At 34.9% G+C, this 20,388-nt stretch carries 21 protein-coding genes; 19 read left to right on the top strand and 2 right to left on the bottom strand.

Going from position 1 to position 20,388, the window contains the following annotated elements:
* The first annotated feature begins 59 nt into the window (after nt 1-59).
* The 8 genes from AC1RPV_RS00180 (at nt 60) to AC1RPV_RS00145 (ending at nt 8,576) form a co-directional block, all read left to right on the top strand.
* Complete coding sequence (locus tag AC1RPV_RS00180) at nt 60-1,226, top strand: galactokinase (protein ID WP_481760872.1); 1,167 nt, start codon at nt 60-62, stop codon at nt 1,224-1,226.
* Between the two features lie 24 nt (nt 1,227-1,250).
* Nucleotides 1,251-2,735, top strand: coding sequence for a UDP-glucose--hexose-1-phosphate uridylyltransferase (gene galT, locus AC1RPV_RS00175; protein WP_481760871.1), 1,485 nt, complete (start codon nt 1,251-1,253; stop codon nt 2,733-2,735).
* Between the two features lie 189 nt (nt 2,736-2,924).
* On the top strand, nt 2,925-3,074 hold the full coding sequence (locus AC1RPV_RS00170; RefSeq protein ID WP_481760870.1) for a hypothetical protein: 150 nt from the start codon (nt 2,925-2,927) through the stop codon (nt 3,072-3,074).
* Nucleotides 3,075-3,110: 36 nt separating this feature from the next.
* Complete coding sequence (locus tag AC1RPV_RS00165; RefSeq protein WP_481760869.1) at nt 3,111-4,406, top strand: helix-turn-helix domain-containing protein; 1,296 nt, start codon at nt 3,111-3,113, stop codon at nt 4,404-4,406.
* Nucleotides 4,407-4,663: 257 nt separating this feature from the next.
* Nucleotides 4,664-5,542, top strand: coding sequence for an RluA family pseudouridine synthase (locus tag AC1RPV_RS00160; protein WP_481762396.1), 879 nt, complete (start codon nt 4,664-4,666; stop codon nt 5,540-5,542).
* 124 nt (nt 5,543-5,666) lie between these two features.
* Nucleotides 5,667-6,932 carry a UDP-N-acetylglucosamine 1-carboxyvinyltransferase gene (locus tag AC1RPV_RS00155; RefSeq protein WP_481760867.1) on the top strand — a complete coding sequence of 422 codons (1,266 nt, stop codon included), beginning with the start codon at nt 5,667-5,669 and terminating at the stop codon, nt 6,930-6,932.
* 8 nt (nt 6,933-6,940) lie between these two features.
* Nucleotides 6,941-8,206: a transcription termination factor Rho gene (gene rho / locus AC1RPV_RS00150; protein WP_409021602.1), complete on the top strand. Its 1,266-nt coding sequence runs from the start codon at nt 6,941-6,943 to the stop codon at nt 8,204-8,206.
* 106 nt (nt 8,207-8,312) lie between these two features.
* Nucleotides 8,313-8,576 (top strand): type B 50S ribosomal protein L31, encoded by a 264-nt coding sequence (locus AC1RPV_RS00145; protein WP_409021601.1) that lies wholly within the window; start codon nt 8,313-8,315, stop codon nt 8,574-8,576.
* Between the two features lie 85 nt (nt 8,577-8,661).
* Here the strand turns inward: AC1RPV_RS00145 and AC1RPV_RS00140 are convergent, their stop codons facing one another.
* Nucleotides 8,662-9,897: a multidrug efflux MFS transporter gene (locus tag AC1RPV_RS00140; RefSeq protein ID WP_481760866.1), complete on the bottom strand. Its 1,236-nt coding sequence runs from the start codon at nt 9,895-9,897 to the stop codon at nt 8,662-8,664.
* Nucleotides 9,898-10,004: 107 nt separating this feature from the next.
* Between AC1RPV_RS00140 and AC1RPV_RS00135 the strand changes: the two genes are divergently transcribed.
* Nucleotides 10,005-10,715 (top strand): class A sortase, encoded by a 711-nt coding sequence (locus AC1RPV_RS00135; protein WP_481760865.1) that lies wholly within the window; start codon nt 10,005-10,007, stop codon nt 10,713-10,715.
* 40 nt (nt 10,716-10,755) lie between these two features.
* On the opposite strand, the gene AC1RPV_RS00130 is transcribed toward AC1RPV_RS00135, so the two are convergent.
* Nucleotides 10,756-11,220, bottom strand: a complete 465-nt coding sequence (locus AC1RPV_RS00130; RefSeq protein WP_481760864.1) for a low molecular weight protein-tyrosine-phosphatase — start codon at nt 11,218-11,220, stop codon at nt 10,756-10,758.
* Nucleotides 11,221-11,409: 189 nt separating this feature from the next.
* Here AC1RPV_RS00130 and AC1RPV_RS00125 point away from each other — a divergent pair, with 189 nt between their 5' ends.
* From AC1RPV_RS00125 to AC1RPV_RS00080, 10 genes are all read left to right on the top strand, one after another.
* On the top strand, nt 11,410-11,967 hold the full coding sequence (locus AC1RPV_RS00125) for a LemA family protein (RefSeq protein ID WP_409021597.1): 558 nt from the start codon (nt 11,410-11,412) through the stop codon (nt 11,965-11,967).
* Nucleotides 11,968-11,985: 18 nt separating this feature from the next.
* The gene (gene htpX / locus AC1RPV_RS00120; protein ID WP_409021596.1) at nt 11,986-12,879 is read left to right on the top strand and encodes a zinc metalloprotease HtpX; all 894 of its coding nucleotides are present in this window, start codon (nt 11,986-11,988) and stop codon (nt 12,877-12,879) included.
* Between the two features lie 28 nt (nt 12,880-12,907).
* The gene (locus AC1RPV_RS00115) at nt 12,908-13,696 is read left to right on the top strand and encodes a hypothetical protein (RefSeq protein ID WP_481760863.1); all 789 of its coding nucleotides are present in this window, start codon (nt 12,908-12,910) and stop codon (nt 13,694-13,696) included.
* A 94-nt stretch (nt 13,697-13,790) separates the two neighbouring features.
* Nucleotides 13,791-14,864: a D-alanine--D-alanine ligase family protein gene (locus tag AC1RPV_RS00110; protein ID WP_481760862.1), complete on the top strand. Its 1,074-nt coding sequence runs from the start codon at nt 13,791-13,793 to the stop codon at nt 14,862-14,864.
* Nucleotides 14,865-14,898: 34 nt separating this feature from the next.
* Nucleotides 14,899-16,275 carry a UDP-N-acetylmuramoyl-tripeptide--D-alanyl-D-alanine ligase gene (locus AC1RPV_RS00105; RefSeq protein ID WP_481760861.1) on the top strand — a complete coding sequence of 459 codons (1,377 nt, stop codon included), beginning with the start codon at nt 14,899-14,901 and terminating at the stop codon, nt 16,273-16,275.
* A gap of 162 nt (nt 16,276-16,437) precedes the next feature.
* Nucleotides 16,438-18,048, top strand: coding sequence for a degradosome RNA helicase CshA (cshA, locus tag AC1RPV_RS00100; protein ID WP_481760860.1), 1,611 nt, complete (start codon nt 16,438-16,440; stop codon nt 18,046-18,048).
* 161 nt (nt 18,049-18,209) lie between these two features.
* The gene (gene acpS, locus AC1RPV_RS00095; protein ID WP_481760859.1) at nt 18,210-18,578 is read left to right on the top strand and encodes a holo-ACP synthase; all 369 of its coding nucleotides are present in this window, start codon (nt 18,210-18,212) and stop codon (nt 18,576-18,578) included.
* A 2-nt stretch (nt 18,579-18,580) separates the two neighbouring features.
* A complete protein-coding gene (gene alr, locus AC1RPV_RS00090; RefSeq protein WP_481760858.1) occupies nt 18,581-19,702 on the top strand; it encodes an alanine racemase in 1,122 nt (373 codons plus the stop codon).
* 65 nt (nt 19,703-19,767) lie between these two features.
* Complete coding sequence (locus AC1RPV_RS00085) at nt 19,768-20,001, top strand: hypothetical protein (RefSeq protein ID WP_481760857.1); 234 nt, start codon at nt 19,768-19,770, stop codon at nt 19,999-20,001.
* A gap of 14 nt (nt 20,002-20,015) precedes the next feature.
* Nucleotides 20,016-20,387, top strand: a complete 372-nt coding sequence (locus AC1RPV_RS00080) for a type II toxin-antitoxin system PemK/MazF family toxin (protein WP_409021588.1) — start codon at nt 20,016-20,018, stop codon at nt 20,385-20,387.
* Nucleotide 20,388 lies beyond the last annotated feature (1 nt).

Genomic DNA, 20,388 nt, shown 5'->3' with positions numbered 1-20,388 from the left:
TGTAATTTTAGTAAATATTTAGTAAAATGAAAGCGGTTAATAAATTGGAGGAAAATATAATGAAAATTAATGAATTAAAGAGCGAATTTAAAGATGTTTACGGTGTGGACGCAAATGCAAGTTACTTCTCACCAGGTCGTATCAACTTAATTGGGGAACATACTGATTACAATGGTGGACATGTTTTCCCAACAGCAATTACATTAGGCACATATGCAGTTGCAACAAAACGTGATGATACAACAATTAATATCATGTCAAATAACTTTAAAGATAATGGCGTTGTCTCATTTGATTTAAGTGATTTATCATATCAAAAAGAACATAACTGGGCTAATTATCCAAAAGGGATGATTGTTTACTTGAAAGAGCAAGGTTATGTTATTGATAAAGGATTAGATATTTTACTTGAAGGTAACATTCCAAATGGTGCTGGTTTATCATCATCTGCATCAATTGAATTATTGATGGGTGTTATTTTAGAAGATCAATTTAATTTAGACATTGATCGTGTTGATCTTGTTAAAACAGGTGTCATGGTAGAAAATAAATTTATCGGTGTTAATTCAGGAATTATGGATCAATTTGCAGTCGGTATGAGTAAAGCAAATCATGCTATCTTACTGGATACAAATACACTAGATTACGATTTAGTACCAATTGATTTAAAAGACAACGTTATTATTATTATGAATACAAATAAACGTCGCGAATTAGCAGATTCTAAATATAATGAACGACGTAGTGAATGTGAAGCAGCATTAGCATTATTACAAGAGAAAAATGATATTAAATCATTAGGTGATTTGGACAATGCTAGCTTTGATTTACAAACATACTTAATCCAAAAAGAAAACCTTCTAAAACGTGCGCGTCATGCAGTTTCAGAAAACCAACGGACGATTATGGCTCAAGAAGCTTTGAAAAATGAAGATTTAGTACGTTTTGGTAAATTAGTTAACGCTTCACATGTTTCATTACAATTTGATTATGAAGTAACGGGTATTGAACTTGATACACTTGTTGAAACAGCATGGGAACAACCAGGAGTACTAGGTGCTCGAATGACTGGTGCTGGTTTTGGTGGTTGTGCAATTGCCATTGTTGCTAAAGACAAAGTTGACGCATTTGAAAGTGAAGTGGGTCGTATCTACGAAGAAAAAATCGGTTATGCACCAAGTTTCTATTTAGCAGAAATTGCTGATGGCGCTAAAAAATTAGATTAAGCATAAAGAGATAGAGGGAAAAACATGGATTCTAAACAATTAATTTCAAAATTCGTCGATAAAGTTATTCAGTTTGATCCAACGACTTATTCGACAGATGATAAAATTTATTTAGTAAACGTCGTTTTAGATTTGGTTGGTGAATCAGAGATAGAAGTAACTGAACCAGTTTCTGACACAATAATTGCTGTTAAAGACGAGCTACTTAATTTAGCAATCAAAAACGAGAAAATCAGTGCTCTAATCGCGGAGCAAGATATTCTTGGTGCTAAATTAATGGATCTGGTCACACCAATTCCAAGTCACGTGAATAAACATTTCTGGGATTTATACGCAAAAGACCCAGAGAAAGCTTTGGCTTATTTTTATGAATTAAGTCAGGCTAACGATTACATCAAAGTTGCGGCTATTGCGAAAAACATTGCTTATCAGGTACCAACAAATTATGGTGATTTAGAAATCACCATTAATTTATCTAAACCTGAAAAAGATCCAAAGCAAATTGCTTTAGCTAAAACAATGAAACAAACGGGTTATCCTAAATGCCAATTATGTATGGAAAATGAAGGCTATGCTGGAAGACTAGATTTCCCAGCTCGTCGCAATCATCGGATTGTACGATTTGATTTGGGGGATGCAACATGGGGCTTTCAATATTCGCCTTATGCTTACTTCAATGAACATTCAATTTTCTTAGATGAAAAGCATGAACCTATGGTAATTAACAAAACGACATTTTCAGATTTACTTCAAATTGTTAAAAAATTCCCGGGCTATTTTGCGGGAAGTAATGCAGATTTACCAATTGTAGGTGGCTCAATTTTAACGCATGAACACTATCAAGGTGGACGTCATGATTTTCCAATGGCAAAGGCAGAAATGAGTCAAACAATGCAATTTGCAGGATTTGATGACATTCAAGCAGGTATTGTGAACTGGCCAATGTCAGTCATTCGTTTAAATGGTGAAAATCCAGAACGATTAGCTGATTTAGCAGCAAAAATTTTAACGTCTTGGCAAGAATATAGTGATGCCGATGCACAAATTTTGGCAAAAGATGCTGACGGTACGCCACATCATACTGTGACGCCAATTTCTCGAATGCGTGACGGTCGTTATGAATTGGATTTAGTCTTGCGAGATAATCAAACATCTGATGAATTTCCAGATGGTATTTATCATCCACATGCTGATGTTCAACATATTAAAAAAGAAAACATTGGCTTGATTGAAGTTATGGGATTAGCTATTTTACCACCTCGTTTGAAAACTGAAATAACAGAGGTTGAGAAGTATCTAACAGATCAACCAAATGTCATGGCGGCTTATCATAAAACTTGGGCTGATGAAATTAAGCGTGATAATTCGATGATTTCTAAAGAGACGGTTAGTGAGCTCGTACAAAACGAAGTTGGAAAAGTCTTTATGCGTGTTCTTGAAGATGCTGGGGTTTATAAACAAGATGACCACGGCCAACAAGCATTCGTTAAGTTTATTAAACAAGTTTAAACGTAAAAAGATTAACTTATTTAAGTTAATCTTTTTTATTTAGAAATCAAATAGAAACTAACTGGTTAACGATAATTGTTAAGATAGTGTTAGAAAATTCTCTTTTTAATGTTTTGTGTTAAAATAAAATATATAATATTCTTACTAAAGTTGACATGCTGGTAATTATGAGAATTCTCGGAGGAATAAATGTACAAAAAAGATATTCTGGATCGACCAGAGTTTTTAATATGTGAAATTATTGAATTGCTATCATTAAATGAACATGGGTTATCAAGAAAAGTAATCTGTAATCGATTAAATGTTTCAAATACAGCTTTGCGAGTTGCACTAGAGTAATTGGATGGCGAATTCAATTCAGGTGATGAACCCTATATGATCATAAAAAAGAATAACATTCAATTTATAGGTAAAGGCAAAATTAATTTTTACGAAACGGTTTATCGGTATGTGAAAGAGTCTATTAATTACCAAATTTTAATGGCATTCTATTATGATGAAAATAGCAGTATTGAAAATTTGAGTCTTAGTTTAAATGTTAGTGAATCATCTATCTTCAGAAGAATTAAGCAACTTAATAATTTGTTGTCTGAATTTCAGATTAAAATTGCACATGGTGAGGTAGTTGGTTCTGAATTACAAATTAGATTTTTTTACTATTCACTATTTCTAGCGACAGATTTTAACTATAATGATACGATAGAAGCGGGCGTCATTCTTGAATACATTAAAGTATTTGAAACATATTTTAACTTCAATGTGAATGATAGTAATTTAATGAGGACTAGAATTTGGATGAAGGTCAGTGTTCATCGAATGATGCGAAAAGATCGTGATAATTGGGTGATTTCTGATGATTTAGCAGATATGATTGCAAATAATTCACTATTTAACCAAGTTGAAGAAAAGATGCAAGATATTTATATTAAGTTCTCAAATAAAATTGATGTTCATTTTGAGAGCGCCCTACTTTACGCTTGGACAACTGCTTTTGTTTCAGTTCCTTCAAGTGCTTACTTGTCCCGCGATTTTATTGCAATTAATCACACAAATAACACCAAACTTCAACAAGCTGTTAAATATTTGGAACAAGGATTTGAATCTAAATTAGATGTTAAAATTATCGGTGAAAATGTTAGTAAATCATTGTACCCAATTTGTACTGAAGCATTTTGTTTTCATGGAACGATGGATGCCGTGGGAACTTACATGATGAATAGTTATCGAAAAAAATATTCAAATCATTCAGTTCGACGTCATGTTGAGATTGCCATGGATGAATTAATCGACAGTCCATTATTAGCTAAAAAATGGTCTGATTTCTATAAGCGATACAGGCAGCCATTTATTAATAAAATGGTCGAAATTTTTAGCGCTAGATTGTTAGAAAAAGAAACCATGTTAACAGTTGGGGTTGATTTAAATGCAAACGAGCGAATTAAAGAATTATTTGTCAGAAATATGAGTCAAGATTTAAATATTAATTTACGCGTTAATGTCAGTATTTATGATTCTAGTCAACGATATGATATGGTGGTTACTAATTTCATGAATAAAAATTATAAAAACAATGCATTTGATAAGTATATTATCACTGCATTAGGACTTGATAATGATATGCCAGAGATGGGGAAACGACTGTTAAACGTGAATAGAAAACACTATCAGTAAAAATGTTTCTAGTTTTTTTTTTGATAGTACAACCCATGAATCATTCGGTATACTCTATATTATAGAGAACTAACAAGAGATATTCGTGGGGGATTTCTTTTGAAGCATTAAACAGTATCGAATTGGGCAAACATTTATTTATTACAAAATAAAAAAAGACGATTATAATTTAACGATTATAATCGCCTTTTTTTATAGGCTACCAAGTGTGATAAGATAGAGAATAAACGTTATGACGAGAAATGAAGGATAATGACATGCAATTTACGCTAACAAACAATGGTGAAGGCACAATTAGTTTAAAAAAATTTTTAATTGAGGTTGGCGTTAGTAAACGATTAATCGCCAGAATTAAACAAGGCGAGGGACAAGTTCGAGTTAACAAAAAGAATGAATATTGGGATTATCAACTGATTGATGGTGATGAAGTTATTTTGACGTTGCCAGAAGAACCAGATAACGATGCCATACATGCAAGTGATGAACCATTAAATATCGTCTTTGAAGATGAAAACTGGTTAGTAGTCGATAAGCCAGCTGGTATGGTAACCGTGCCAGGCCCATCTAATGAAGATACAACATTGGTTAACCGTGTTAAAGGCCATTTGATTGCAACTCATTCAAGTAGTTTCGTGCCACATGTTATTACGCGTTTAGACCGTTTTACAAGTGGACTTGTTTTATTAGCTAAGCATGGATTTGCACATAGTTTGATTGCTGCTCAATTAAGTAATGGTCAGTTAGAAAAATCATACTTAGCAATTGTTGCAGGTGACGTTAAAAGTGATCAAGGAGATATTAAAGAACCAATTGGTAAAAAGGAAGGCGAAATTCGTCGTTCTGTTATGGCTGAAGGAAAAGCCTCAGAAACAACTTATAAAGTTGTAACGAGATTTCCAGACTACACATTAGTTGATGTGAAGTTAGTTACGGGCCGAACACATCAAATTCGTGTACATTTTGATTTTATTCATCATGCTTTGGTTGGGGATGCGTTATATGATGGCCCGATGGACAAAGGTATTGATAGACAGGCATTACATGCTGCTAAATTAAGCTTTGAAGATCCATTTACGGGTAAAAAATTAGCTTTTGAATCAGAACTCCCAGCTGATATGGCTCAATTATTAAAATAGTATCAGGCAAGATTGTATATTTGGATAAAGTGGCGAATATCTATTGTATTTCGTGAACTTTTTCTTTATTATTAATATAGTTATAATCAATTTGTGAAAGCACTTTTAAGTGAGGAAATAATAAATGAAAAAGATGATTATTAGAGGCGGTAAAAAACTGTCTGGCGAAGTAATAATCGGTGGTGCTAAGAATAGTACTGTTGCATTGATTCCTGCAGCTATTCTTGCGGATACACCTGTGCATTTTGACAGTGTCCCCGATATTTTAGATGTACATAATTTAATGAAAATTTTAGATCAAATGAATGTTAAGTCTGAATTTAACGCTGGTAACTTAATGGTAGATCCTACGATGATTAAGGATGAACCTTTACCTGGTGGTGCCATTAAAAGTTTAAGAGCTTCTTATTACTTTATGGGTGCCTTATTAGGTCGGTTCGGTCGTGCAGTTGTTGGATTTCCTGGTGGTGATAATATTGGACCACGTCCGATTGATCAACACATCAAGGGATTTAAAGCTCTTGGCGCTGAAGTTATCGAAGAAGAAGACGCAGTGATTATTACGAGTGGCCCTGAAGGATTAAAGGGAGCCCGTATTTTTATGGACCTTGTTTCAGTGGGTGCAACAATTAACATTTTATTGGCTGCTGTCCGTGCAAAAGGAACCACAATCATTGAAAATGCTGCAAAAGAACCTGAAACCATTGATATTGCAACATTCTTGAATAATATGGGTGCTCATATTCGTGGTGCGGGGACTGGTGAAATCAGAATTCAAGGTGTTGATAGCTTAAAAGCTGTTAATACGCATACGATTATTCCAGATCGTATTGAAGCTGGTACTTATATCTCACTTGCTGCTGCAATGGGTGAGGGCGTTTTAATTAAGAATGTTATTACTGAACATTTAGATTCATTTTTAGCTAAACTTAGTGAAATGGGCGTTACTTTCCAAGTGAATGAAGATAGTATTTTTGTTCCTGGTGGCGATAAAATTATCCCAATTGAAGTGACAACTTCACCATATCCTGGGTTTGCAACTGACTTGCAACAACCAATTACTGCCGTTATGCTCAAGGCTACAGGTGAGAGTCGTATTATTGATACACTTTATCCTGAACGGATTAAGCACATTCCAGAAATGCAACGAATGGGTGTTAAGATTGAATCAAAAGATGGCATTATTCGAATCAATCAATCAACTGAATTAACAGGCCAAACTGTTTATGCAGATGAAATTCGTGCAGGTGCTGCATTACTTGAAGTTGCTTTAATGACTAATGGTACGACTGTCATTGAGAAAGCCGATAATATTTTACGTGGTTATGATTGCGTTGTACAAAAAATGACAAATTTATCTGCTGATGTAGAAATTATTGATGAAGATTAGGTGATTAAATGAGCGACTTCTTAACGATGGGTGAATTAAAAGACAAGACGCTTAAAGAAATTTATGGCTATGCCCAAGAATATAAAATACAATATTATAGCCAAATGAATAAAAAAGAATTGTCTTTGGCAATTCTAAGGGCTCAAGCAAAACAACAAGGATTCATTTTGATGGAAGGTGTCTTAGACATTGTTCCCAATCAGGATGGATTCGGTTTTTTGCGTCCAATTAACTACGGCCCATCACAAGAGGACATTTATATTTCTGCCTCACAAATTAAGCGATTTAATTTAAGAAATGGGGATTTAGTCGGAGGTAAAGCACGACCACCAAAGCCTAATGAACGTTATTATGGGTTAATGCACGTTGATACAGTTAATGGTAAAAATCCAGAAGAAGCAAAGGAACGTCCACATTTTCCTGCACTGACGCCCTTATATCCTAATCGACAATTAACTTTAGAAACAACTAGTCAAAATCTTTCAACGAGATTAACTGATTTATTTGCTCCTATTGGATTTGGTCAACGTGGTTTAATCGTGGCACCACCTAAAGCTGGGAAAACAACTTTACTTAAAGAGATTGCTCAAGGAATCGCAGAAAATCATCCCGATGTAAAATTAATCGTACTATTAATTGATGAACGACCTGAAGAAGTGACTGATTTAGAACGATCAATTAAAGGTGATGTTGTATCGTCAACATTCGATCAACAACCAGAGAACCATGCGCGTGTTTCTGAACTTGTTTTAGAACGTGCAATGCGATTAGTTGAAGATAAGCAAGATGTTGTTATTTTAATGGATTCAGTTACTCGCTTGGCTAGAGCGTATAATTTAACGATTCCGCCAAGCGGACGGACGTTATCAGGTGGGATTGATCCAGCAGCATTTTATCGACCTAAAAAATTCTTTGGTGCTGCACGTAATATTGAAGAAGGTGGAAGCCTGACAATATTAGGAACTGCTTTGGTTGATACGGGTAGCCGAATGGATGATGTGATTTATGAAGAGTTCAAAGGAACCGGTAATATGGAATTACAACTCTCAAGAGAGCTTGCTGAACGCCGTATCTTCCCTGCTGTCGATTTAAAAAAATCAAGTACACGTAAAGAAGAATTATTATTATCTAAGCAAACAATTGAAGAACTATGGCAGATTCGAAAGATGATGACAGGCGATTCACTAGGTGCTACGGAACGTGTTATCCAAAAAATGAAGAAAACAAAAAATAATGCTGAATTTTTAAAAGAGTTAACAAAAACAAGTAAATAAAATTTAATTGTAAAACGAGTTAATTCGTGATAAGATTGTGCATGTTGTAATATAAAGAATAACTCTAATTCAGCAGATGGATTAGGGCAAAGGAGAATACTTACTTATGAAAAAAGAAATCCATCCAGATTACCATGAAGTTGTATTTATGGATACTACTTCAGGTTACAAATTTATCTCAGGTTCAACAAAACATTCAGAAGAAACAATTGAAATGGAAGATGGCAAATCATACCCATTGATTCGTGTCGAAATTTCATCGGATTCACATCCATTCTATACTGGACGTCAAAAATTCACTCAAGCCGATGGCCGTGTGGATCGTTTCAACAAGAAATATGGTCTTACAGACGCAAACGCTGCAAAATAAGAACTATTTCGAAAAGGAAGAAGCCAATAAGCTTCTTCCTTTTTTTATACAAAAAAATAGTAACGTTCAACTAGATTGAACGTTACTATTCAGCTTTTCGTGAATACATCCCTTTTGTGACGTAGAGAACCCAGATGAGATTAATACCAACTAAAATAGCGGTAGAAATAAAGACACCTTTGTAATCGAATACGCCAGAAACGGTAGAGCCAATCATAGGACCAACGACTGATCCCATGGCTTGGAATGATTGATTGTAACTGAACACTCGACCTGTGAATTCTGCCGGTGTATTTTTTGTTAGAATTGTTTGAACTGCAGGTAACATTGCGGCATCCGTAATCCCAATTAAGAAACGTAAGCCGCCAAGTTGCCAAACATTAGTCACTAATGCCATTGGAATAAAAATGAAAATTGCGACAGTAAGTGCAATTTTTAAAATACGTTCTGTTCCAATTTTATCGCCTAGTACTCCTAAGCGAGGCGCAGCAATTAGCGTTGCTATTCCTGGAATAGAAGCCACACACCCACTGATAAAGGTAACATTTCCAACGTTATGTAAGAGTTCTCGAACGTATAAGCTTAGAATAGGACTAATGGAATAATTTGATGCTTGAATGATTAAGGTAGTGACAAACATCCCGATAATTAATTTAGGATGATGTAATTTCTTGAAGATTTCTTTTGACGTTTGCATTTCACCTTTTTCAACAGGCGTAAAATGTTCATGTACAAAGAAATAACTAAGTAAGAAAACAATTAGCAAAATCGCAGCAGTAATGAAGAAGGTAATACGATAGCCGAAGACCCCAGCTATTGCGCCACCGATTAGTGGTCCAAATAAAGTACCAGTAACACTACCGGTAACTAAAATACCGAGTGCTTTACCACTTTGCCGCTTGGGTGTCTCTGTTGCAATCAGTGCCTGTGAGTTACTAATATAACCAGAAAAGACACCTTGTAATAAACGTAACGCAATTAATTGGTAAACGTTACTGACAAGCCCCATCAGGCCTAAAACAATGGCCATTCCGAATGAAGCTCTTAAAATCATTAATTTACGACCTTTTCGATCAGCTAAACGACCCCATAGTGGGGAAACAATGGCGGTAATTAAAAATGTAGATGAATAGGTAATGCCGCTATAAAAATTTAATTCGGTTTTGGTGAAGTCACCTAACGTATCAATATAAAGTGACATAAATGGCATAATTAAACTAAATGCCACGCCAGCCATGAACGTACCAAACCATAAAACAAATAAATTTTGTTCCCAAGGTTGTCTAGAACGAAAAAATGTTGATTTTAGTGAAGTCAACAAATTAAACAGTCCCCCTAAAGATATTTTTTGATAATTATAATCATAACACTAAACAAGGATAAAAGTTATATGGTAAAATAGTTGTTAAGCGAAAGTGGGGGTTATTAATGGAAAAAAATAAAGCAGCTAAAAAAAGTCGTTGGAAAAAATGGCTAACAACTATATTATTAATACTATTGTTATTGGTGGGGCTTTCGCTAGTATTCAATGAACAAATTAAAAACTTTATTGTTGGACTAACAGACCCAACCATTAATTCAGAATTAGTCGATAAAAATAAAAATAAAAAAGCATCCTTTGATTTTAGTGAAGTTAAGAGTTTGAATACGGCAGATGTCGTGAAAGCAAAAGCAAATGAAAAAAATTTGGTTTTACTTGGAGAAATTAGTATTCCGGATGTCTCAATGAACTTGCCGATTGCTAAAGGCGTTAGCACTGATACCTTGGCACTTGCTGCTGGAACTTTAAAGGAAAACCAAAAAATGGGCGAGGGTAATTATGCACTTGCTGGACATCATATGATTCGAAAGGATTTATTGTTTAGTCCATTAGTTAGCATGAAAATTGGCCAAAAAATCTATTTAACAGATGCTAAAAAGATTTATGAGTATGAAACATCTAAAATGAAATATATCAAAGCAACAGACGTTCAAGTTATTGATGATGTACCCGGAGAAAAATTAGTCACATTAATTACTTGTGATGATACGGGTGCCGGACGTTTGATGGTCCAAGGTGAGTATGTTAAAGATTGGACATACAATGCTGCACCAAAAACAGTTCAAAAGTATTTTAAAATGATTCATAATAATAAATAATAAAAATGACCACAAATTTTAAAATTTGTGGTCATTTTTATTATTTAATTTGTGCTTTAATATAATCAATCCAGTAAGGCATTCCAAGACTAATTAAGTTATAAGTTTCGTCAAAGTCACCAGTAATCCATGGATCAGGAACAGATTCTTTTTCTTTACCGGGAACAATTGAAAGGAAGTTAACGATTTTTTCTTTTTTAGATGCAGGTGCAGCTTTTTCAAGACGCTCAACATTGATATCATCCATTGCAATAATTAAATCACTATTAATGAAATCTAAGTAACTAACCGGACGTGAGATTAAGCCATCTGTTGGAATCTGATGTTCAACAAGTTTAGTAATAGTCCCTTCATGGGCGCCATTTCCTTCTTGTGAAGAACTTGTGCCAGCAGAATCAACAGTTACTTGGTCAGAAAGGTTTAACTTAGCTAAATCGTCTCGTAACATTGCTTCAGCCATTGGTGATCGGCAAATATTTCCCATACATACAAATAATACATTCATGTTAATAATCCCCTTTACAAATTTCTTAATAATGCTATTATGCCATAATAATCACATTATTAAAACTAGTTAGATAAATTGGTGTAACCGTTAGCTTAATTGCTTTCTAAAAGGGTCTAACTTTGGTATGATAATTAAGAATAGAAACTAAAATAAGACACTTTATATTTAAAGAGGAGACTGAAAATTATGGCAATGATTATTATCGGAGTTATCGTAGTACTTTTAGTTATTATGTACATTAGCGGCTACAATGGTTTAGTAAAAGCAAAAATCCGGACTGAGGAATCATGGAGTCAAATTGACGTCCAATTAAAACGTCGTAATGATTTAATTCCTAACTTAGTTTCAACTGTTAAGGGATATGCAACTCACGAAAAAGAAACATTTGCTAAAGTAGTTGAATTACGTAATCAATTAACACAAGTACCAACGGATGCACATGAAACAACAATGGAAGTTTCTAATCAATTGAGTCAATCATTGAAAAGTATTTTTGCGTTATCTGAAAGTTACCCAGATTTAAAAGCTAACACAGAATTCACTAAGTTAATGGAAGAACTATCAAATACAGAAAATAAAATTTCTTATTCACGTCAACTATTTAACTCAACTGCTGCAAGTTTAAATGCAAAAATTCAATCATTTCCAAGTAACATTGTTGCCGGAATTCATCATTTTACAAAAGTAGAATATCTTGAAGTCCCTGAAGCTGAAAAAGCTGTACCCAACGTTTCATTTGATTAAACAGTTAGGAGATAACTAATGCTATATGATCAAATCGCGCGAAATAAGCGCAAAACAGTTTATGTTTTAATTGGTTTTGTTTTATTGATGGTTGCGATTGGTAGTGCCGTTGGCTATGTTTTTTTCAATAGTGCTGTTTCTGGACTACTTATGGCTGTTGTCATTGCAGTTGTTTATATGGGATTGATGATTTCACAATCAACTAGCGTTGTCATGAGTATGAATCATGCAACTGAAATAAAATCAGTCGATGATGCACCTGAATTATGGCATGTTGTTGAAGATATGGCGATTGTGGGCCAAGTTCCAATGCCAAAAGTGTTTATTATTGAAGATGATAGTCCTAATGCGTTTGCAACGGGAAATAATCCAGAACACGCGGCAGTTGCTGCAACAAGTGGCTTAATCAATCGATTAAATCGTGAAGAATTAGAAGGCGTTATGGCGCATGAAATTTCGCATGTACGCAACTACGATATTCGATTATCAACAATTGCATTAGCATTATCGGCAGCAATTTCATTATTAGTAAATATTGGAATGAACTCATTTTGGTGGGGCGGAGGTCGCCGTCGAAGTGATGATCGAGAAGGTGGCGGATCATTAGAAATTATTTTGATGATTTTATCATTATTATTGGTTATTTTAGGACCAATTGCAGCAACAATTGCTCAGCTTGCACTTTCTCGAAACAGAGAATATTTGGCTGATGCTTCTGCTGTTGAATTAACGCGTAATCCGCAAGGACTAATCCATGCGTTGGAAAAAATTTCTGATAGTAAACCAATGGAACGTGCCGATCCAAGTAGTGCGGCACTTTATATTTCAAATCCATTGAAGAAAAAAACAACTGGATTATTTCAAACACATCCACCGATGGAAGATAGAATTGAAAGATTAGAAGCAATGTAAACTATTTTATAAAATGGGGATGATAGTGGTGAGAGACAATTTAGTCTACGTTCATGTTGAAACGGTTTCTCATTTGATTTTATCATATGGGATTTCCAAAGAAGATTTCATAACAAGCATTCCCAGATTACCAACTAATATTTTATCGTTAAACCCAGTGGATTATGAAAATGAAATTGACATCGCAACAGGATTTAACACGGTAACCGGGGAAGAAGATACTGCACGTTATTTGAATAAAAAGACTGTTGGGTTAAAGCAAAGTTGGATTGATTTCGATAGTCAAGATGATTTAGAATTAATAACACCAAGAGAAGTAGCAGAATTCTTATATTTGGGACATGCATTTTCTCATATTCAATCACCTTTTTACTATAAATTGCAGAATGACTACGTTTTTTTAACGTTACCAAATGATGCATTAAAAATCTACTATCGTTATTTAACGCAATTTTATAATGTTTTTTCTAAATCAATTATTAGACATGCGAATCAATCGTATCGTGAAAAAAATGGTCTGTTTAGACGACGTCCTATGACGTTGAAAAAGATACCTAAAAAAATTGTTGAAGAATTAATGCCATTATTTGTTGAAGGTGTAATATTAGATTTTTCAAGGATCACAATTAATAATACGAAGTTAATATTACCTGTCTATATTATGATAGATAACGTTTCTCAGATGAAGTGGCATGAGCCAACATTGGAGACAGAAAGTGCCAAGTTAGTTGCTAATTTGGAGTATCGATTTGTAGATCAAGAATGGTTTATCGAAGTTTCTAACAAATCTGCTTTTGAAGACAGTATTATATTCTAAAAAGATAACGTATTATTATGTTATCTTTTTTTATTTTTGTTGAATTTAAAAAGAATGGTACAATAGGACGTGCAAAAAATGGAGGGCAATACGAATGCGAGTTTATTTACTCTATGGTGGTAAAAGTGCAGAACATGAGATCTCACTTTCAACTGCTTTTCAAATAACACAAGCGATATATTACCAATACTATTCGGTAATTCCAGTTTATATTACGAAAACGGGGAATTGGCTGCAAGGTCAGACGCTTAACGAACCAGTTAAATTTGTTGATAATTTAAGACTTAGAGAAACAGATGAAAAAGGACAAGCAACGAATAATCATGAAAATTCAACTGGAATAAAATTTTTGCCAAATGGATTTGACCCTGAAGATAGTGTGGTTTTTCCTGTCTTACATGGCCCAAATGGTGAAGATGGAACTGTCCAAGGACTACTTGAAACGTTGAATATCCCCTATGTTGGTAACAGTGTACTAGCATCGGCTGTCGGTAATGATAAAATAATGAGTAAATTACTCTTTAAACAAGCCGGAATTCCGGTTGTACCATTCCAAGCGATTGACTCACAGTCTTGGGAAAATAACACTGCAAGTGTGATTGCCAGATGTGAGGGCGAATTACTTTATCCAATGTATGTGAAACCATCTAATTTGGGTTCAGGAATCGGTGTTACACAGGTGAATAATAGTGTTGAATTACAATATGCAATTGATAATGCTTTTGAACTTGGTCCTCGAGTGATTGTAGAACGAGGCATTGTAGCACGTGAAATTGAAATTGGATTATTAGGTAACGAAGAAATCGCAACAAGTGTACCAGGAGAAATTTTGTCGTTTGATGACGTCTATGATCGTAAACTTGCAATGAAGGAAGATCACGAAGCCAGAATTCCAGTTGAACTCGATGAGGAATTATTGGATAAGATAGTTGGTTTTTCTAAAACAGCTTTTGCGGTTATTGATGGATCAGGGCTTGCTAGGTGTGATTTTTTAATTAGCGCTAACCAAGATATTTATTTAAATGAGATTACAACAATGCCAGGATTTTATAAAAATGCAATGTATCCAAGATTGTGGGAAGCCGTTGGGCTGAGTTACAGTGATTTAATTGAAGAATTATTACAATTAGCATTGAAAAAAAATCAGGCAAATAATAGTAAACAATAGATTTAATGGTCATATGAATGCGAGGGTTTATATAATGAAAATGCAATTAACTGAAATTGCGAGCGCAGTTAGCGCCAAGAACGAAATTACTGATGAACCAATTAATATATCGAGTGTTTCATTTGATAGTCGACAACTAACGGAAGGCAGTTTATTTGTACCTATTGTGGCAGAAAATGACGGTCATGATTATATCCAAAGTGCGATTGATAATGGTGCAACAGCGACTTTATGGGCAGTTGACCATCAAGATACAATGCCAACGAAAATCCCAGCTATCTTAGTAGATGACACATTAATGGCTTACCAAGATTTAGCAAAACATTACTTGGATAAAATTAATCCTAAAGTTGTCGCAGTTACTGGTAGTAACGGTAAAACGACAACTAAAGATATGATTACAGAAATTTTAAGTCAGCAATATAATGTTTGTAAAACGGAAGCGAATTTCAATAATCATTTAGGCGTACCGATGACTTTATTAAGTATAGAACCTAATACGGAAGTTGTTGTTGTCGAAATGGGGATGGATCATCCTGGTGAGTTAGACTTTTTAAGTCGAATTGCACAACCTGATGTCGCTGTTATTACGATGATTGGCGAAGCACATATCGAATTTTTTGGTACGCGAGATAAAATTGCGGATGCAAAAATGGAAATTGTGAATGGGCTGAAAGAAGACGGCTTGTTGGTTTATAATGCAGATGAACCGTTATTAAGAGAACGTGTTTCCAATATTGAACAGCAATCATTTGGCTTCGGTCATGGTGAAAGTGCTGACTTGAGTGTTTCAAATGTTGTCGGCAATCAAACAATGACTAGCTTTAAAGTGAGAGAAATGGCTGATTTTAATTTTACAATTCCAATGATTGGCACATATAACGTAGATAATGCGATGGCTGCTATCTCAGTTGGTCGTCATTATCGTGTGTCACCTAAAAATATTGTAAAGGCGCTTAGTGATTTTGATTTAACGAAGAATCGGACAGAGTGGCTTAGAGGTCATTTGGGCGAGTCAATTTTAAGTGATGTCTATAATTCAAATCCGACAGCTGCAAAAGCTGTTATCAAAGCATTCTCAAACAGCGATGTTGAAGGTAATCGAATGGTTGTTTTGGGTGATATGCTTGAATTAGGTGAGCAATCTAGCGATATGCATCTCAGCTTGGCTGATAGTTTTGATAATGAAAAAATTCAAAGCGTTTATCTTTACGGAGAACAAATAAAATCTTTAGCAACAGCATTAAAATCAAAGTATGATGATCAACATCTTCATTATTATGATTTAGATGAAAAAGAAGCTATGGTTGAAGATTTATTAAAAATACGTACTGAAAAAGATTCTATTTTGATTAAAGGAAGCCATGGCGTTCATTTAGAAACCGTTTTATCGGCTTTACAAAGTAATTAGAGAGTTGCTTAATATTATTTAAGGTGCTATTATAGTTTAAATAGTGACTCATGAAGGGTCAGACTTAAATTAATTTAACTTTACAAGACAGTAATTGACGACGAACTCTTAACTGTGTTGTGAAGCATGTTAGTTTGCAAACACATTAGGAGGAATTTATACTTGAAATTTACAGAATTAGGACTATCCGATGAACTACTAAAGGCCGTTCAACGCAGCGGTTTTGAAGAAGCAACACCTATCCAATCTGAAACAATTCCAATGGCTTTAGAAGGAAAAGATGTTATTGGACAAGCACAAACAGGTACTGGTAAAACTGCTGCATTTGGTTTACCAATCTTAGATACAATTGATACAACAAAAGATGAAGTTCAAGCACTTATCATCTCACCAACACGTGAACTTGCTATTCAAACGCAAGAAGAACTTTACCGTTTAGGTAAAGAAAAACATGCTAAAGTTCAAGTTGTTTATGGTGGGTCTGATATTCGTCGTCAAATCAAGAGTCTTAATCGCGCACCTCAAATTTTAGTTGGAACACCAGGACGTTTATTAGATCATATTCGTCGTCGCACCGTTAAATTAGGTAATGTTAAAACTTTGGTTTTAGATGAAGCTGATGAAATGTTAGATATGGGATTCGTTGAAGATATCGAAAGCATCTTAACAACTGTTCCTGACGAACGTCAAACATTGTTATTCTCTGCAACAATGCCAACTGCTATTCGCCGTATTGGTGAAAGATTTATGACAGATCCAACTTTGGTAACTGTTAAGGCAAAAGAATTAACAACTGACTTAGTTGATCAATTCTACGTAATCTCAAAAGATTTCGAAAAATTTGATATCATGACACGTATGTATGATGCTCAAAACCCAACACAAACAATCGTGTTTGGTCGTACAAAACGTCGTGTTGACGAATTAGCTAAAGGATTTGAAATGCGCGGATACAACGCTAAAGGAATCCATGGTGATTTATCACAACAACGTCGTATGAGTATTTTACGTGAATTTAAATCAGGTAAACTTGATATTTTAGTTGCAACTGATGTTGCTGCTCGTGGTTTAGATATTTCTGGGGTTACCCATGTCTTTAACTATGATATTCCTCAAGATCCTGAAAGTTATGTCCATCGTATTGGCCGTACAGGCCGTGCCGGACATAAAGGAACTTCATTGACATTTGTTTCACCAAATGAAATGGATTACTTACGTCAAATCGAAAAATTAACTAAGAAACGTATGGTGGCTTTAACACCACCTACAGATGATGAAGCATTTGCTGGTCAAATTGAAACAGCAATCGCTGACGTTACTGCCTTAGTTAACAAAACTGATACTAAAAAATATGCAAAACAAGCTACTGAATTAATGGCTAAGTTTGAAGTTGCTGATTTAGTTGCAGCATTACTTAGTGATGTTATTAAAAATGATTCATCACAAGTACCTGTTAAGATTACACCAGAACGCCCATTACCTAGACGTAAGGGGGGTGGCGGTGGTGGCGGAAACAACCGTCGTAGCGGCAATGGCGGTGGAAATCGTCGTGGTGGCAACGGTGGTGGTTACCAAGGCAACCGTAATGGTGGCGGAAACCGTAGTAACGGTGGAAGTTCAGATCGTCGTAACGGAAGTAGCGATCGCCGTAGCAATGGTAATGGTGGCGGAGGTTACAAAGGTAACCGCTCAAGCGATAATCGTTCAAATGACAACCGTTCAAACGGAAGTAGCGCACCAAAACGTAACTTCACAATCAGAACAAAAGATTAATTTGAATATTGAAAAGAGACCTATTAATTTAGGTCTCTTTTTTTGTTTAAAATTGCTATTCTTACAATATTGATAGGTAAAATATAAACGATTTTAGTGCAGAAAATGAATAAATTTGATAAACTTAACAAGGATATCAATGAAAAGAAATAGGTGATAATATGATTTATGGAATTGGTGTTGATATTGCCGATATTGATCGAGTAGTAAAGTTGGCAAAACAACATGAAGAATTTATAACAAAGATTCTCACAACAAATGAAATTAAACAATTTGATGAATTAAAAGGTAGTCATAAAGACGAATTTATTGCTGGAAGATTTTCCGCCAAAGAGGCATACAGTAAGGCTTTTGGAACGGGAATAGGGGATAAAGTTGGCTTTTTAGATGTTGAAATATTAAATAATGAAATTGGTAAACCGATAATTACGCAGCACCCTTTTGAGGGTAATGGCTTTATTTCAATTTCTCATACGAACAATTTAGTTATGACTGAAGTTATTTTAGAAAATCAAGAAAAGGGGATGTAAAAATGGTTGTAGGTTATCATCGTCCAACCCAAATCGTGGTAGATAGGGCAGCTATTAAGGCAAATATCACAGCTGAAAAAAAGACATTAACAGATGAGACGGTTATTTTTGCTGTTGTTAAAGCTGATGCGTATGGTCATGGATTGATTGAAGTAGCTAAAGTTGCAAAAGATGCTGGTGTAAAAGGTTTTTGTGTGGCAATAATTGATGAGGCATTAGCGTTACGAGAAGCCGGGTTTGTTGAAACTATCTTGATTCTGGGATTAACGAAAGTTGAATATGCACCGTTACTGGCAAAAAGCAAAATATCTGTAACTGTTTCAGAACTTGGCTGGTTACAAGAAGCTAATAAGTTACTGAGTGAAGAAAAATTAGCGCCTTTGGCCGTTCATTTAGCATTGGATACAGGAATGGGTCGTATTGGTTTTAGAGAAGCAGAACCGTTTTTAGAGGCAATTAATTTCCTTGGAAGTCATCAAAATACATTAAACTTTGAAGGGGTTTTTACTCACTTTGCGACAGCAGACTCTCCTAATGATTCGTATTTTAAAAAACAAATGTCAAAATTTAATGAATTGATGTCAGTAGTTTCTGATAGACCTCGTTATGTACACGTTTCTAATTCTGCAACGAGCTTATGGCACTCTGCTTGCAACGGTAATATGATTCGGATGGGCATTTCAATGTATGGTTTAAATCCATCTGGTGGTGAATTAGAACTACCTTATGCGTTAAAACCAGCATTTGGATTAACATCTGAATTAAGTTATGTGAAAGAAATCCATGCAGGTGATTCAGTTGGTTACGGTATTACATATCAAGCTCAAGAAAATGAATGGGTTGGTACAGTACCAATTGGGTATGCAGATGGTATGCCCCGAAAGATGCAAGGCTTTAAACTATTAGTCGACGGTCAATTTTGCGAAATAATTGGTCGAGTTTGCATGGATCAATTAATGATTAGATTGCCACATGAAATGCCAAATGATACAAAAGTAACTCTAATAGGCCAAGATGGCGATGAAATGATTACAGCACAGGATGTTGCAACGTACGCTGAAACAATTCATTATGAAATAATCTGTGCACTTTCAGGACGAGTACCACATGTCTACCTAAATTAGTATTTATTTGCTTAGTTTGCTATGGTAAACTATCTGTAGAGTGTAATTCTATGGGGGAAGTGCAGATGGATAAAAATGAGAAAGTAGCAATGAGTCATATAGCCGATTACTGTGCATATTATTCGATTACCAATGAAGCGTTGAAGGATAGCGAAATATTTAACTCTATTTTAAGTCATAAAAAAATGATGGATGAGTTAATTGATGGCTACTCAGAAATGGGACAATTGAATAGTGAAATCTGTAATGATTTTAAAGGATCTGAAGATGAAGTGTTATTGCACCTTCAAATTATGTAGAGAGTTGGGATAAGATGGTTGAAAGTATCATACGTGGTGATATATTCTATGCAGATTTATCGCCCGTTATTGGTTCTGAACAAGGCGGTATGAGACCTGTTCTCATTATCCAAAACAATATTGGGAATCGTTATAGTCCGACAGTCATCGTTGCCGCCATTACGGCGCGCATCCAGAAGCCTAAAATGCCAACACATGTTGGACTTTTAGCAAGTAGAGATGGTATTGAAAAAGATTCAGTTATACTAATGGAGCAAATTCGCACAATTGATAAGCAACGTCTAAAAGATCGTATCACGCATGTATCGAAAAAAAGTATGCTTGAGGTTGATGATGCGCTTAGAATGAGTGTTGGACTTGTTTCAGCAATACATAAAGAAAAATAAA

Source organism: Dellaglioa sp. CoH-55-MRSF-9 (assembly GCF_056782155.1).
This window is presented reverse-complemented; position numbering and strand designations above follow the sequence as displayed.